Origin of the sequence: Paenibacillus sp. H1-7, from assembly GCF_022354825.1 — a bacterium.
Taxonomy (GTDB): domain Bacteria; phylum Bacillota; class Bacilli; order Paenibacillales; family NBRC-103111; genus Paenibacillus_S.
Genome location: NZ_CP031168.1, coordinates 4,942,223 through 4,955,724 on the forward strand (window position 1 = coordinate 4,942,223; position 13,502 = coordinate 4,955,724).

A 13,502-nucleotide genomic window follows, 5' to 3' on the forward strand; every position below is an offset into this window, starting at 1 on the left:
GATCTTCTCCTCCCACCTTACAAAATAAATTCGCGATACGGCACGTTCCACACGACCTCATGCGCAAGCCTGTGACCGTTGTAGCCATCTTCACCGTAGGCGGTGCCATGATCCGAGAACGCCATACAAAAAACAGGACGCTCCCGTTCTCTGAATGCTTGAAACAATCGACCGAGTTCACCGTCAACATAACGGAGTGCCGCGCGCTGCGACTCTACCGAGTCTTTCTTCGCTCCTGGCACAAAATAATGATTCGGGCCATGAATCGCCGAAATATTCATAAACAGAAACAGACGCTCTGACTGATCCGATTGGTGCAGCAGCTTGATGGCATGATTCACCTGATGCTCAGTGGAGCGTTGATTTGTGACCCCAAAGGTCATCCGCCAATAGCTTTCCTGAAAATATCCGGGAAGCACTTTGGCCAGCGGAACTTTTTTCGTGAAAAAGATGACTCCGCCGATACAGATCGTACGGTAGCCCTCTGCCTGCAAGCCGGATACGATATCCGTTGAATCAAATTGCCATGTATACGGATGCGTCTTTAATCCCGTATTTTTCGAGTGAAACAATCGAACATGCTCCGACTTCTCTGTCGTCGCCGGAGTTGGCAGAAATCCGCCAAAGAAAGCATGATGAGCCGCATAGGTGAAGCTGCCCGGCGTATGCCGCAATTCCCAAGGTTTGCCGCCGCACAAATTCGGGCAGTTGTCTTCCTCCATTACGGCGGCGTCATAGCGCAGCGTATCCAGCGTAATCATGAGAATATCATGACTTCCTACAATTTCATTCATGTTAAACATCGTGGTGATCCCTTTCCATTTAGATAGTCGAAGGGACTGAAGCCATTCTCATTTCCCACTCATAAGGGTCATGTCCTTTATAATGACTATGATACAGCAAATCTCCGAACGGATTGACATCCAATATATAAGGCCGATAGGAACCGCTGCTCAGTAATACATCTATGCCTGCAACAGCAGAATGCGGAAATACCGATAACGTTTGCTCGGCACATTGTCGCACGACATCTTGATGTTCGCGAGTCAGACCCATTTCCTCCAAGCTCATTCGCTCGCTGTCCAGATGCAGATTCGTTATAGGGGTACTGCTAACCCTGGCAATACTGTGACATGACTTGCCTGCTACGACGAGCTGCCGGATATCGAACGTGCGATTCTGATAAGACGCTTTCGGAATCCATTGCTCTATATGAGCGCCATGCCCCAGTAACCAGTTGATGATCTGGCGTATGACTTGCCGTTCTTTATAGTTCACCAGCCTCTTAACGTTATAAAATAACGGAGGTCTGGATTGATAATTCTCCACACCTATTGTAGTCACGGCTGATTCCGCGCCTGTAGCGGGGTTTACTTGGTACGCAATGACTCCGCAAGCGCCGGATCCGGCTGCAAGCTTAATAAATATACGGTATGTTCGTTCATTTGCCATCGTATCTCGCAGCGTATCGTAATCCGGAATGGCTTCCGGCGGCGCTAATCTTCTTGGCACCGGCAATCCGGATGATAATAGGAGCCGGTGCGTAAACCTCTTATCGAACATGGCGGCTATATCCTCAGGAGCATTCATCCATCGCGGCGTATCCCATAGTTCTCCTGCCTCCCTGTCCAATCGGGATAACAGTCTGCAATATCCTCGAAACCACTGGGAGGGATGATACAGCTTGCCCTTGATTTCCTTCAACCCTTGTGCCGTTCTTCCCGAAATAGGCTGAACAACGCTTTTGCTATACCTATGCCAACGCTCGTCAATAGAAGGGCTTACCGTATCAGGAGCGCCAAGTGCAATAAGCTCACGCTCCACTTCAAAATGCTCCCCTGGTGCGTCGAGCCGCAGCAAGGGCGGTTCTTCCATCGTTCGGCCCAGGCTCTGTGCTATCGAGCTCAAGGATGCTTTTCCCTGCAGCAGATCGATATAATTCAAAACAAGGGCCGGGGGCAACCCCAGCCGCACTCTTGCCGCTTGCAGTTCGGTAGTTCTTCTATTACCGGCATTGCCGATTACAATCATCGACTTCATCGTTATTCCGTCAAGGAAGGATAGCGATAATCCTCGTCGTCATCAGAATCCTGCTGATCGCTGATATTTACGTTGAGGCCTGATTGCTCCCAACGATTCATCATTTCATCCGACATGTAATGATAGCTTAAATCAAGCAGCTCCAGTTTCTTTACCCTCTCGCTCTGGATAAGTACTTCGGCCCCCTTATCCGACAACGTACCCATGGAAAGGTCCAGCGTATGTAATTGCTCAAGAATAGGCGCGTCGGCTAATGCAATAGCAATTTCATCTTGAATTTCACTGTCTTTGAGCCCAAGATAGGTAAGCTGCGGGAATTTTCCGGGCTCGATCAGCGGGAGTACATCTTCAAGGCTTCCGTCGAATCCATACTCTTCAACCCCAAGATAAAGCTCCAGCTTCTTCAGGCTCCTGAAGCTGCCTTCGCTAATGCTGGTAATGACGTCTGTTCCAAGCCCTCCGCAAATGATGGTTAACTCCTCCAGCTTGTCATGGTGAGCAGGATCAAGGCTGAGGCCCGTGCTTCCTTTAATAGTAAGGGATGTAAGCTCGGGATACGCTGTCAGTATCGGCCCCAGGTTAGATTGATTAATCCAGGAGACCTCACATTCTTCATAGGACATATCGCCGATAAACAAGCTGCGCAGCTGCGGGAAGCGGTCTTTCAAGCGTACAAGCGCATCGACAATTTCACTGGAATCATTTTCGTAAGCGCCGCCCCAGTCTCCGATGATGAGACTTTCTACCTGCATGCACTCCTCCTTGGCTGCAAGCTCCTCTATTAACTCTACTATTTTGACTCCATTCTCGTATTGATCATAATCGACAGATAGTTTACATTCGGACATGGGAATACCTCCTGATAATGAATAATGACCTTTCATCCATTATAAAAGCCAATGACGCGCGTTTCAAATATATGCCAAATAATTAAAAAGCGTCCCATTAACCGAATTCTCGCTGGGCGAACAGAGTGCAAAAAAGACCCCTGCCAAGTACCGTAAAGGCCTAAACAGGGATCTCCATTATTGTTTATACTAGTAATCTATCTAATCCAATCGCACTGATTAATAATCGCTCCTTCTTAGTTCCGAGCATTTTTTGTGTCCAGTCTACAAAGCCTCCATCACCGATGTTATACTCCCTATCCTCGATAACGGTCTTTATAGTAAATTGCAGACCCTTATAGTATTGATTTTCCTTTTTGGGATTCCCTATGCTGATGACCACATCATCTAATTGTAATCCATGTCCGTATTCCACGACTCTGGATACCAAACCAGCACTGTCTTTATACCCGTCCCGTTCACTAACAATAACCTCGATACTAGAATTGAAAAGTGATTTGAAGATCGTTCGGTATACTTCTATATGTTCCCACAATGATTGTTTTTCAAAGTTGTATGAACCCTGGTCAACCCCGGATGACACCATACAGAATAAATGAAAGTGAGTGAGTAACCCTGGAGTATCACCAAAATACTGTGCCCGCACATGCCTATGAGTAGTGCAAAATCGCAAGAAATCCTCTCTTGAGCATTTGTTGGATTTTATCAAATCTGCGATATGCAGAGCGATAAGATTCGTCGCATCCGAAACAACTTCCGTCCCCCTTAATGCGGAAATGACCTTATTTTGATCAACTGTCCCTACTGCAGAGGCACAGCCCAAAGGGGCAACAGGTGACAGTTGGAGCGGGGAAACACCCTGATTCACGGCAATTTTTAAAATATCCATTTCCAGCTGCTTTAGCTGAATTGGCTCTATCTTGGCCGGTTTAACAAACCGATTTTCTGTGTATCTCTTAAGCAGGTCATTTGGAGAGGACTGTTTAGCCTTTTCATTAAATAATTTCAAAAGAAGCGTATTGAGATCGCTGCCTGATAATTGTTCTGTTAAGAGTGTTATCAAATCAGACTTCTCAAGTCTTTTCAGTATCCTTTCAAGGTCAGCTGAATACTCAGGTTCCAAAAGACTCACTCCTTCTCTTACCCTCGAGAAAGCAAAGGTTCGACTTGTTGGTGATTTGTGGAATATTATAGTCGGAGCCTAGATTATGGTCAACATGAAATACATGATTTGTGTTTCCCGTAAGCATCGTGAACGTATAGGTTTCGTCGAGCAATTGGTTATCACTTAATACGGACCGAATAGCCCCTGTTCCAAATTTGTTTGGAGTTGAACTGTCAAACGGATAAGAGCGGTTCATGTTCAGTACCTCCAAACACTGCCCAACACCTTCAGATCGAGTCGTCTGATAGCTGCTGGGTCGGATATCAAGTCGACTTCGGCGATTTTCCCTTGCCTTATCGTATATTTGAGTACATAAAGCAGCCTTCCGCGAGGAGCTGCTATGACACCAATGGATCCGTTCACCAGTGCGATCTGTGCAGCCGCTTGTATACGTCCCGACACTTGCTCGGCAAGAGCTCTTGCGCCTCGAGTTACAGCCAACGCTCCTGCACGGCGATCATCACGAAGCTCCACATCCGGATCGAGCACAGCAATCAGCTTCTCGAAATCGCCTGCGCGCGCGGCAGCCAGAAAAGCCTCAATAAGCTTCCGCTGACGCACCAAATCACCTTCAGGCGCCGTCTCAGTCCCCTGTACCCTGCGGCGTGCCCGGCTCGCTAGTTGTCTGGTTGCGGCCTCGGACTTTCCAACGACGGGGGCGATTTCTGTAAACGTCAGGGCAAATATATCATGGAGAACAAAGGCTACACGTTCCGACGGGTTCAATTTGTCGAGCACTACAAGCAGCGCATAACCCACTGAATCGGCCAACAGTGCTTCATGCTCAGGGTCGCACTTATCCTTATAGCTCTCATACATATCGGGCATGTGGGATTCAAGCGATTCCTCACGTCTTGATTTACGTGAGCGCAGCATATCCAGGCATAACCGTGAGATTACGGTGGTGAGCCATCCACCCAAATTCTGGACATCGCAAGTATCCGCCCGGCTATACCGCAGCCAAGTCTCCTGTACGGCGTCCTCCGCTTCACCCAACGATCCTAGTATTCTATAAGCAACCGCTAACAAGTGACTCCGGTGTGTTTCGAATTGCTCCGCCATCCATTCAAGTTCGCTCATTATTCCTATTCCTTCACCTTTATATTAGAGGTCCTATAATATTGACGGATGAAAACTACATGATGTGACAGACCACAAATGTTTCATTGAAAATCACTGCTATAGTTGCTAACTTGTCACATACCTTAAGCTTCGATTCGTCATTGAAGTGAAAGCCAATAAAATCGAAGGTGGTAATTTCAATATGACAACCGTATTATTCATCACGGCACATCCGCATGATCATAACATTTCTCAAAGCATGGCCGTAGGCAGAGAGTTCGTACAGTCTTACCGTTCTTCAAATCCTTATGATGAAGTGATCCATCTTGATCTGTATCAAATGGATATTCCGCAGCTTGACGCTGACGTTTTTAGCGGTTGGTCCAAGCTGGGGGCAGGCAATACTTTCGATACATTGACTGCTGCCGAGAGATCAAAAGTAAGTCGTCTCAATGAGCTGGTAGACCAATTTGTTGCTGCGGATAAATATGTATTTGTAAGTCCGGTATGGAACTATTCCTATCCGCCCGTTATGAAAGCATATATTGATGCCATCTGCGTTGCCGGAAAGACATTTCGATATATTCCGGGTCAAGGACGGGTCGGCTTGCTGAATACTAAAAAGGCGGTTCACATTCAAGCAAGCGGAAGCATCTTATCTCCTGGATCAGCTGATGCTGAATTGGAGATGGGACATCGCCATTTGGCTAACATAATGGATTTTCTTGGGGTTTCTAGCTTCGAAGGCATCTTTGTAGAAGGTATGGCCGCGGCTGCTGACCAAGCGTCCGTAATTGTAGAGAGGGCTCTCCAACGCGCACGTGAGGCTGCTGTAGCGTTCTAAGACTCTGTTTTGTCACTAGATTGAAAAAGGCAACGGAATAGACCGCTGCCTTTTTTCATTTTTCGTTCATGTACTAACGTATCCGCTACGCTATAGGAGTAAATGCTAATTGAAACAGAGCCTCATTTCACTAGCTTCGTTTATTTCATCACTGTATCATCCATTTGGCGCACAGCATTCCAACAGGAACGGATTGCTTCAGCAACGCTTTCGCGGGTTAATTCGTAGATACCGTGTAGCTCGGCTTTCAGCAAGTAAACAAATTGCCCATAATGCATCTGAACCATCATTTTCGGATTCAATGAGATAAAGAGCTTCTGCTGAATCGCTTCCTCGTACAATTGGTTCATAGGCCCACACCAGCCGCCTGTGTAGACTTCTTGCTTCACTTCGTCATAAATGTAAGGTGAGAAGGAATATTGCTCAATAAATTGAAAGCCCTGCGGGTATTGCTTACCCAAGTCGACAACTCGGCTCCAACCCAGTTCGAACTTTTCACGAATCGTCCTACCCTGCAATAAACCTTCACGCACATATTCTCCGTTAAACGTGACAATGGCTTTGTACAGCTCGTTAACAATATCTTCTTTGCTTTGAAAGTAGTGATAGATACTTCCTGTCGATACTCCAGATTCCTTGGCGATTAGCGACATGGAGGTAGCCTGCAGTTCCTTCCTAATGATGATGTTCAGTGTCGTTTCGAGGACGGATCGCTGCACCTTGTTGTATCTTTCAAACATTCGACTCCTCCTTTCTCACGTTAAATCGAACGTTCATTCTATTCAGATTACACCAAGTATCTTCTTAAGTCAATGCAACCGATTCTCCTCTAACGTCTAAGATATCCATCGTAAATTACAGGATATAATTTTTAGACTCGGGTTACATATAATTTCTAGCTATAATCTCTAAATACTCTTCAATCGGTACGGAGTTTCTAAGAGCCATCAGCTCGTTGCCTGCCGACCCGATGACGGTACGGAATTTATCGCTCTCTCCCGTAGCTTGTGCGACAATCGCATCCACAATAACCTGAGGATCATCCAATTGGCTGCTGGTCTCTGAAGTGTTCATTAAATTTTGTACTTTCGTCATCAGATCATCATAATCTGTTATATTTTCATCGCGGTTCCAGGTGATATTATTTTTAAAATTGTTGCCTGTTGAACCGCCCTGCTCGATCAATCTAAGCTCGATATTCAATGGCTTCAGTTCATAATAAAGACCTTCCGTCAGCCCTTCCAATGCGAATTTGGACATGTTGTACAGCGATCCGAGCGGCACCGCAGTTGTTACTCCCATGAAGGAGCTGATGTTAATAAACATACCTCCGCCATTGGCTCTGAAATGGGGCAAAAATTTACGAATGACATTGATCGGCCCCCGAGCGTTAACGGCGAACTGCCAATCGATCGCATCCTCTTCCGCTAATTCCAACGGACCGTAAGTGCCCATGCCGGCATTATTAACAACGACGTCAATTTTCCCGAATGCGGCTATGGCTTGATCGACTGCGGTTTGAACTTGCTCTATTTTTGTGACGTCAAGCTTGAAAATTTGAATATTGTCATAAGCCGTAAGCTCCGTTTCTTCCTCAGGTCTGCGCATGGTAGCCGCTACATTCCAGCCCATTTCAGCAAACCGGATCGCTGTTAATTTACCCAAACCAGAGCTAGTTCCCGTAATAAAGACAGTTTTATTCATAATATAACCTCCATTTAATAAATTAAACAATCCGCATCGCTTTAGATCGAACGTTCATTCTAATTATGCTGCATGCTATTCTGTTTGTCAATCGGAACAGATAGCACATGACGTTATTCTACTCATCTTTCACTTTACTAAACTCTTCTCGTACACTTTCCATTTGGGTAATATGACGCTTGGCATGCTGACATAAAAAATAAATATATTGGTACACATCAATCTTCCCAAGGTTATTTACTGTCATGGTTGTTTTGTATAAAATGCCTTCGCCATTTGGTATTTCTCTAAGAATGTCTTTGCATTCATTTATCTGTTCTTCCATTATTCTTTTGATTTCTGATATCGTTTTGTCACCTACCGGCTCCATATGTTCAGGTCGAACCCAGACAAATGATTTATGTTTATCAATCTGGTCAAGTTCCCCTAAATTGTATTTAATCCGTCAAGATTTGGGAAAGCTCTTGATCTATGAACTGTATTGTTCTCTTTACTGTCATTATCTTCCCTATAGATTATGGGAAATTATAACAGGACCTAGACTCTGATTACAATATATTATTTTCCCACTATCTTCACTAAAAAGGGAGTGAAGTCGTAGCTCCATCCGCTTCAGATCCGATTCCCAAAACCATTGTGCGCAAGCTGGTTTGTTCACATGATAAGCCAATAACAAAAGCTGTCGAGAACATCTCGACAGCTTGAATCTGCCGATGTATTCGGCAGGCTATAATTTTTATTAAGCTTGCGCTATCCTATCTCATCACGGTTTGGACAATAACGCTTTTGCGTCGCGCAGCAAATAGCTTGCTGCCTTGGAATCAATATGCTTGCCGCTTTGCGCGCTGACTTCATTCAATTTATGTTCAAGCTCATTGGTGTCACCAAATATCTTGCGTGAATGCAGCTCCGAAAACTGCATAACGTCAGACACTCTACATGAACCAGCCACTAACTGACTCACGCATTGCGTTTACATAAGTGACCTCGTGAGCGGATAGTCGATTTCGGACTTTACCGGCACGCATTGGCAATGCGTTCATGTTCATTCTTGAATTCTTGATTTCTCTTCAAGCGTATGTAGTCCAATCATTGGTCCAAGCCCATCAATTAAACTGCTGTGATGCGCTTCTCTTAGTTCCTCAAGTCCCCCTATTTCATGTTGGCTTTGACAGTACCCATTATAGAGCACAAAAATGCAAAACAACAATACATATTGCATTAATTTACGTATTATTAATATTTAATGCTTTTTTATGCCGTTTTATATGCGATAAAGCCACAAAAAAACGCAAGCTACGAAGAGCCTGCGTTTATGATGGAAATATTGTGTTTTTTATACATGTCCAATAGGGTATCGTCCATATAAGAATCTGTAACAATAGTATCAATCTGATCTAATCCGCAAATATTCAAGTAAGATACGGTTTCGAACTTGCTCGAATCCGCAACAACGACTTTTCGCCGGGCGCTTTTTAGCATCGCATTGATGACCTCTGCCTCCCCTTGCCGAAAATCCGTCAGTCCCTTCTCAAGCGAAATCGCATTGATACTGATAAAAGCAATATCGATATTGAAATTCATAATCTCTTCCTCAATCGATCTCCCGTATAAAGAGAACTCCTCGTGATTCAGATAACCTCCCGGAACAATTACCGTAAACCCCTTTTTTTGGGCCAAAATATCCGCGACACGAAGCGAATTCGTAATGACTGTCAGCTTCTCGAAGCGAGCGGCGAGCCGTTTGGCGACTTCAATGTTCGTTGTACCGGCATTAAGAGTAACCGCTTGATACTCCTTAACCAGTTCAACCGCATGCATGGCCACTTCCTGTTTTCTCTCATTCTGCGTTATTTTGCTCTTAAAGAAAGTTTGATTAGTAGCCAGCTCCTCCCTCTTGGAAACGGCTCCGCCATGTACGCGTTGCAGCTTGCCCTCTAGCTCCAGCCGTTCAAGATCCCGGCGAACCGTATCGAGCGATACTTGCAGCAGTGACTTTAATTCCACTACGGTAACTTGCCCTTTGGACTCCAGTTCCAATATGATTAATCGATGTCTCTCCTGTGCCAGCAAATCGTTCTCCCCCGTACTCATGCAATAAATTGCTACTATTTTAGTATCGTATCAAAAATGCATTGTCCAGTAAATGTCGCAGCTTCGGGAAAAGTTTCTCAAATCCGATCCATTTATGATAAAGTCACAGAGAGCCGTACTTAAAGCACAGCTTGTTCCGCATAATATTGAGCCTGTGCACTCCACAACTCATAATATTTCCCATTGACATTCTGAAGTAATTCCAAATGTGTGCCTATTTGAACGATCTGCCCGGCATGAAAAACTGCGATCTGATCACAAAACCGGCATGAGGAAAGTCTATGGGAAACAAACACAGCCGTTTTCCTGTTGGCGAGGACATCCTTGTTGTATTAAACCGTGGCAAAAACATACTTACAAATACAAATAAAAGTGCAATGCCTTATGGCATCGCACTTTTTTATTTTCTTATCCTGAAATAATCATTTAACTATCCCGAGTAATGATGTAGGTCAGCAAATGCTTCAAGAAGACAGGACTTCGCGGCAGCTTCCTCAGCTCCTCCATCGCAAGGCAGTAGTGCTCCCACATCTCTTTTTTGGCGCTCTCCCGGCCCAGTACGGTCACGAAAGTCGAAGTGTTGTTTTCAACGTCCTTGCCGGCGGGCTTACCGAGCACTTGCAGATCCCCTTCTGCATCGAGCAGGTCATCCTTGATTTGAAAGGCAATGCCCGCATGATAGGCAAATTTCGTTAAACCGGCTATTTCCGCAGCGTCGGCTTTAGCAAGAATGGCCGGCATGACCAGCGACGCCTCGAAGGCGATTCCGGTTTTGCAATAACAAATGCTGTTCAATTGCTCCAGTGTCAGCACGGTCCCCTTGGATTGCAAATCCATGGCCTGCCCCGCACACATGTCCCCCGCCCTTTGCGACGAATATTTCATCAGGGCCATCACGACTTCGGCATCAAACCCAACGAGGGAAGACTGCTCTTCGATCGCCTTCTGGATCAGAAACAGACCGGTTAACTCCGCGGTGGCGCTATCGTGCACCTCGTGCAGCGTTGGACGCCCTCTGCGGACGGGCGCATTGTCTTGCGACGGCAAATCGTCGAAAATCAGGGAGGCTGTATGCATATATTCCAGCGATCTCAACAGAGGAGCGATTGCAGCCGGCTGCAGCCCGTATTCGTCGACTCCCATAACCCAGGCCAGTATGGGCCGCAGTCGCTTGCCGCCCCCCTCGAGGCTGTAATTCGCGGAGTCGATCAACGCGTCCTTCATCGGCGGACTCCCGTCTTGCTTCGGAATGAGCAGCATACTGTTGATTTGCTGGCGGACCGATTTGACCGTATCCAGAAACTGCTGCTTTTCATTACGGTCGTTTTTCAAAACTGTAACCATCCGGTCACGGAGCAGCTTGTCGAAGAAATCTACATCGTCCGCTTTTTTGACCATTTGTTGGACCATTCGATTGAATTCCGGCATCCCGGAGGTGAACGCGGCTATGATTTCGTTATATTGTTCCACGCCTACACGCTGACGGCATCGTTTTAAACCGTTGACGGCTCGGTCGAGAATCACTTCCCGGGTTTTGGCATCGTCGTCATACACATGATGGATCAGATGCGAGATGACCGCCCAATACAGCTCAAAGGGGTTGATCAAATCCGGACGCTGTCCGCCGTAGGTCAAGTAATACGTATAGGGTGTCACCGCCCCGGTCTTCATATCTTCAAACATATCGGCAAAATCGTCGGCAAGCTGATTATAGATACCGTAATAAAAGGTTCGCTGATCGATATCGTCGTCCGCAGGGGCATGAATGACAGAGCGGACAATCAGCCGGGAATAAGCGGATTTCAAGATAATCGGCACATACAGCTCTTCGTTCGTGTAATTCGGATTTGCGAGTACCTTTGCGCGGTCAGTATCTTGGGCATGAAAAAATATATACGATTGTTCGAAAAAAAGCCGCTGCGTTTCAGTAAGCTGATTCCTCTTGATATATACGTAAGCGTCACGAAGCTCGGCATGAACAAAACGGATCAGTTCCTTGTTGGGTCCGGTCGTTTTCCCGGGATCCGGTACAGTTCCTGTAAGAAGAGCGGTCCGGATCATGCGGCCATATTGTTCTTTCTCTCGAACGGATAAAACTGGGGAATCGAGCAGATCGTCAATAAAAGGATAAGTCAAGCCGTACGAATACCCGAGCCTTATCGCTTCATCCAGTCTGCGTTTACGCTCCGCAGGGGGAGTATGGTCGCCCATCTCTTCGATTACGTGCAGAACAACCCCCGTAATGATTTTGATAAGCTTGCGAACCGAGTGCTCAGCGTTCATTTCCTTCGGAATGTGTGCAGCAACGGTACGGAGCTTGTCGATTACCCAGATGATCGCAGCTTCTATCCCTTCCTTCTGTGCCCAGCGGTACAGTCCGGCCAAGCTCATAAACTCCGGAGCTGTCCCCTCTTTTGCCGACGTAGATCGGATCAAGTGCTTCTTGACATCGGCGACAACCTGGTGAATCCGGGTTTGGGCTGCGGGGTCATTCAGCGACTTCCCCAGATCCCGCATGTAAATATAAGAGACGCTCCGATCTAGGAAACGATCCAGTTTGCCAGTATGGTTCAACCATCTTATATAGTTGTGATAGTCCCGGGAATCCGGTTTTCGAATCGTTGTTGTAAAAAAGGACAGCAGAGAATGGCTGCCTATATGGCTTTGCTTCCATAATTGAAAGTCTTTGGTCAAAGCAGACACGTACGATTGTTCCTTAACCTGCTCGTAAAGCGAAGCAAAATAGTGAGCCGCCTTGCGCTCGGCCAGCCGATAACACAAATCCGCTTGAAGCGTAATCTCCTCATACATAGGACGGTCCCTCGACTTCTATTTTTGTTTAACAAGAATCCATGAAAGGGATTATGTTTACATTGGTATACGTGAAAGTCGTAGTGCTGGTTACGGAATCAGACTGATGTTGGGCTGGATTCGTTTGTCATGTTTTATATACATATACGAAATATATGATTTTGCGATAAATATATATTATTCATATGAATTGATATTGTATATGCTTTACTTGAAGGAAGCTAAATCACATTACGGAGGGTGATGATTATATGGAGCGAATTCGCGAAAATATTAGAGCACTCCAATCACTTGCAGGTCCTTTACCAGCTTTTCTTATCGACGATGCACAAGATGATCCGTATGAGCTTTTTCTGGAATGGTTTCAAACGGCTATTGATAATGGCGTGCATGAACCCCACTCCATGACTCTCTCCACAATAGATCCAGACGGCACTCCTGACGCGCGTGTGCTTATATTGAAAGACGTCGACGACAAGGGCTGGTATTTCGCATCGAGCTCAGAAAGTAATAAGGGCAAGCAAATGGAGACTAATCCGTCGGTCGCATTAACCTTTTATTGGTCATTAATCGGAAGGCAGGTTAGAATTCGTGGACAAGCGGTTCCTATGGGGCAAGAGCTCAGTGCCAAAGATTTTTTGAACCGGGGCATCATAGCCCGGGCGATCGCTTTGATCGGCAAACAGAGCGCTGTTCTAGACGACCGATACAGGTTCGACGAAGCTTTAAAGGAACAAATGAATCTCCTTCGAGACAACCCTGATATAGTGTCCCCTTCCTGGACCTTATATCGAGTTGACGCTAGTGTTGTCGAGTTTTGGCAGGGTAACAAAGATCGCAAGCATGTTAGGCTAAGATATCAGCGGAATGGAAATAGATGGAACAAGGAATTGCTGTGGACATAAAAAGAAAAAAGCTGTCCCGCAGGTTAAAA

General features: G+C 46.0%; 13 protein-coding genes. 2 read left to right on the forward strand and 11 right to left on the reverse strand.

Annotated features, from left to right (window positions below):
* Positions 1 to 17: 17 nt before the first annotated feature.
* The 5 genes from DVH26_RS21850 to DVH26_RS21870 form a co-directional block, all read right to left on the reverse strand.
* The gene (locus tag DVH26_RS21850) at positions 18 to 803 is read right to left on the reverse strand and encodes an STM4013/SEN3800 family hydrolase (protein WP_239625334.1); all 786 of its coding nucleotides are present in this window, start codon (positions 801 to 803) and stop codon (positions 18 to 20) included.
* 19 nt (positions 804 to 822) lie between these two features.
* Complete coding sequence (locus DVH26_RS21855; RefSeq protein WP_239625336.1) at positions 823 to 2,040, reverse strand: STM4014 family protein; 1,218 nt, start codon at positions 2,038 to 2,040, stop codon at positions 823 to 825.
* A 2-nt stretch (positions 2,041 to 2,042) separates the two neighbouring features.
* Complete coding sequence (locus tag DVH26_RS21860) at positions 2,043 to 2,888, reverse strand: STM4015 family protein (RefSeq protein WP_239625338.1); 846 nt, start codon at positions 2,886 to 2,888, stop codon at positions 2,043 to 2,045.
* Between the two features lie 184 nt (positions 2,889 to 3,072).
* Positions 3,073 to 4,011, reverse strand: coding sequence for a hypothetical protein (locus DVH26_RS21865; protein ID WP_239625340.1), 939 nt, complete (start codon positions 4,009 to 4,011; stop codon positions 3,073 to 3,075).
* 240 nt (positions 4,012 to 4,251) lie between these two features.
* Positions 4,252 to 5,133 carry a sigma-70 family RNA polymerase sigma factor gene (locus DVH26_RS21870; protein ID WP_239625342.1) on the reverse strand — a complete coding sequence of 294 codons (882 nt, stop codon included), beginning with the start codon at positions 5,131 to 5,133 and terminating at the stop codon, positions 4,252 to 4,254.
* Between the two features lie 184 nt (positions 5,134 to 5,317).
* On the opposite strand from DVH26_RS21870, the gene DVH26_RS21875 reads away from it, so the two are divergent.
* Entirely contained in the window at positions 5,318 to 5,959 is a 642-nt protein-coding gene (locus DVH26_RS21875; RefSeq protein ID WP_239625345.1) for an NAD(P)H-dependent oxidoreductase, read from the forward strand.
* A 140-nt stretch (positions 5,960 to 6,099) separates the two neighbouring features.
* Here DVH26_RS21875 and DVH26_RS21880 read toward each other — a convergent pair whose 3' ends face one another.
* The 6 genes from DVH26_RS21880 to DVH26_RS21905 all read right to left on the reverse strand — a co-directional run bounded on the left by DVH26_RS21880 (position 6,100) and on the right by DVH26_RS21905 (position 12,568).
* The gene (locus DVH26_RS21880; RefSeq protein ID WP_239625348.1) at positions 6,100 to 6,699 is read right to left on the reverse strand and encodes a TetR/AcrR family transcriptional regulator; all 600 of its coding nucleotides are present in this window, start codon (positions 6,697 to 6,699) and stop codon (positions 6,100 to 6,102) included.
* A gap of 142 nt (positions 6,700 to 6,841) precedes the next feature.
* Entirely contained in the window at positions 6,842 to 7,663 is an 822-nt protein-coding gene (locus DVH26_RS21885) for an SDR family oxidoreductase (protein WP_239625350.1), read from the reverse strand.
* Between the two features lie 118 nt (positions 7,664 to 7,781).
* Positions 7,782 to 8,033, reverse strand: coding sequence for a DinB family protein (locus DVH26_RS21890; RefSeq protein ID WP_239625352.1), 252 nt, complete (start codon positions 8,031 to 8,033; stop codon positions 7,782 to 7,784).
* 393 nt (positions 8,034 to 8,426) lie between these two features.
* Positions 8,427 to 8,585: a hypothetical protein gene (locus DVH26_RS21895; RefSeq protein WP_239625355.1), complete on the reverse strand. Its 159-nt coding sequence runs from the start codon at positions 8,583 to 8,585 to the stop codon at positions 8,427 to 8,429.
* Positions 8,586 to 8,959: 374 nt separating this feature from the next.
* The gene (locus DVH26_RS21900) at positions 8,960 to 9,757 is read right to left on the reverse strand and encodes a DeoR/GlpR family DNA-binding transcription regulator (RefSeq protein ID WP_239625357.1); all 798 of its coding nucleotides are present in this window, start codon (positions 9,755 to 9,757) and stop codon (positions 8,960 to 8,962) included.
* 426 nt (positions 9,758 to 10,183) lie between these two features.
* Entirely contained in the window at positions 10,184 to 12,568 is a 2,385-nt protein-coding gene (locus DVH26_RS21905; RefSeq protein ID WP_239625359.1) for a polyprenyl synthetase family protein, read from the reverse strand.
* 251 nt (positions 12,569 to 12,819) lie between these two features.
* Here DVH26_RS21905 and DVH26_RS21910 point away from each other — a divergent pair, with 251 nt between their 5' ends.
* Positions 12,820 to 13,473 carry a pyridoxine/pyridoxamine 5'-phosphate oxidase gene (locus DVH26_RS21910; protein WP_239625362.1) on the forward strand — a complete coding sequence of 218 codons (654 nt, stop codon included), beginning with the start codon at positions 12,820 to 12,822 and terminating at the stop codon, positions 13,471 to 13,473.
* Positions 13,474 to 13,502 lie beyond the last annotated feature (29 nt).

Excerpts from the sequence above, each read along its gene's own strand:
- DVH26_RS21890 (WP_239625352.1), bottom strand. The coding sequence starts at position 8,033 with ATGGAGCCGGTAGGTGACAAAACGATATCAGAAATCAAAAGAATAATG.
- DVH26_RS21885 (WP_239625350.1), bottom strand. The coding sequence starts at position 7,663 with ATGAATAAAACTGTCTTTATTACGGGAACTAGCTCTGGTTTGGGTAAA.
- DVH26_RS21880 (WP_239625348.1), bottom strand. The coding sequence starts at position 6,699 with ATGTTTGAAAGATACAACAAGGTGCAGCGATCCGTCCTCGAAACGACA.
- DVH26_RS21910 (WP_239625362.1), top strand. The coding sequence starts at position 12,820 with ATGGAGCGAATTCGCGAAAATATTAGAGCACTCCAATCACTTGCAGGT.
- DVH26_RS21895 (WP_239625355.1), bottom strand. The coding sequence starts at position 8,585 with ATGCAGTTTTCGGAGCTGCATTCACGCAAGATATTTGGTGACACCAAT.
- DVH26_RS21900 (WP_239625357.1), bottom strand. The coding sequence starts at position 9,757 with ATGAGTACGGGGGAGAACGATTTGCTGGCACAGGAGAGACATCGATTA.
- DVH26_RS21850 (WP_239625334.1), bottom strand. The coding sequence starts at position 803 with ATGTTTAACATGAATGAAATTGTAGGAAGTCATGATATTCTCATGATT.
- DVH26_RS21905 (WP_239625359.1), bottom strand. The coding sequence starts at position 12,568 with ATGTATGAGGAGATTACGCTTCAAGCGGATTTGTGTTATCGGCTGGCC.
- DVH26_RS21860 (WP_239625338.1), bottom strand. The coding sequence starts at position 2,888 with ATGTCCGAATGTAAACTATCTGTCGATTATGATCAATACGAGAATGGA.
- DVH26_RS21875 (WP_239625345.1), top strand. The coding sequence starts at position 5,318 with ATGACAACCGTATTATTCATCACGGCACATCCGCATGATCATAACATT.
- DVH26_RS21870 (WP_239625342.1), bottom strand. The coding sequence starts at position 5,133 with ATGAGCGAACTTGAATGGATGGCGGAGCAATTCGAAACACACCGGAGT.
- DVH26_RS21855 (WP_239625336.1), bottom strand. The coding sequence starts at position 2,040 with ATGAAGTCGATGATTGTAATCGGCAATGCCGGTAATAGAAGAACTACC.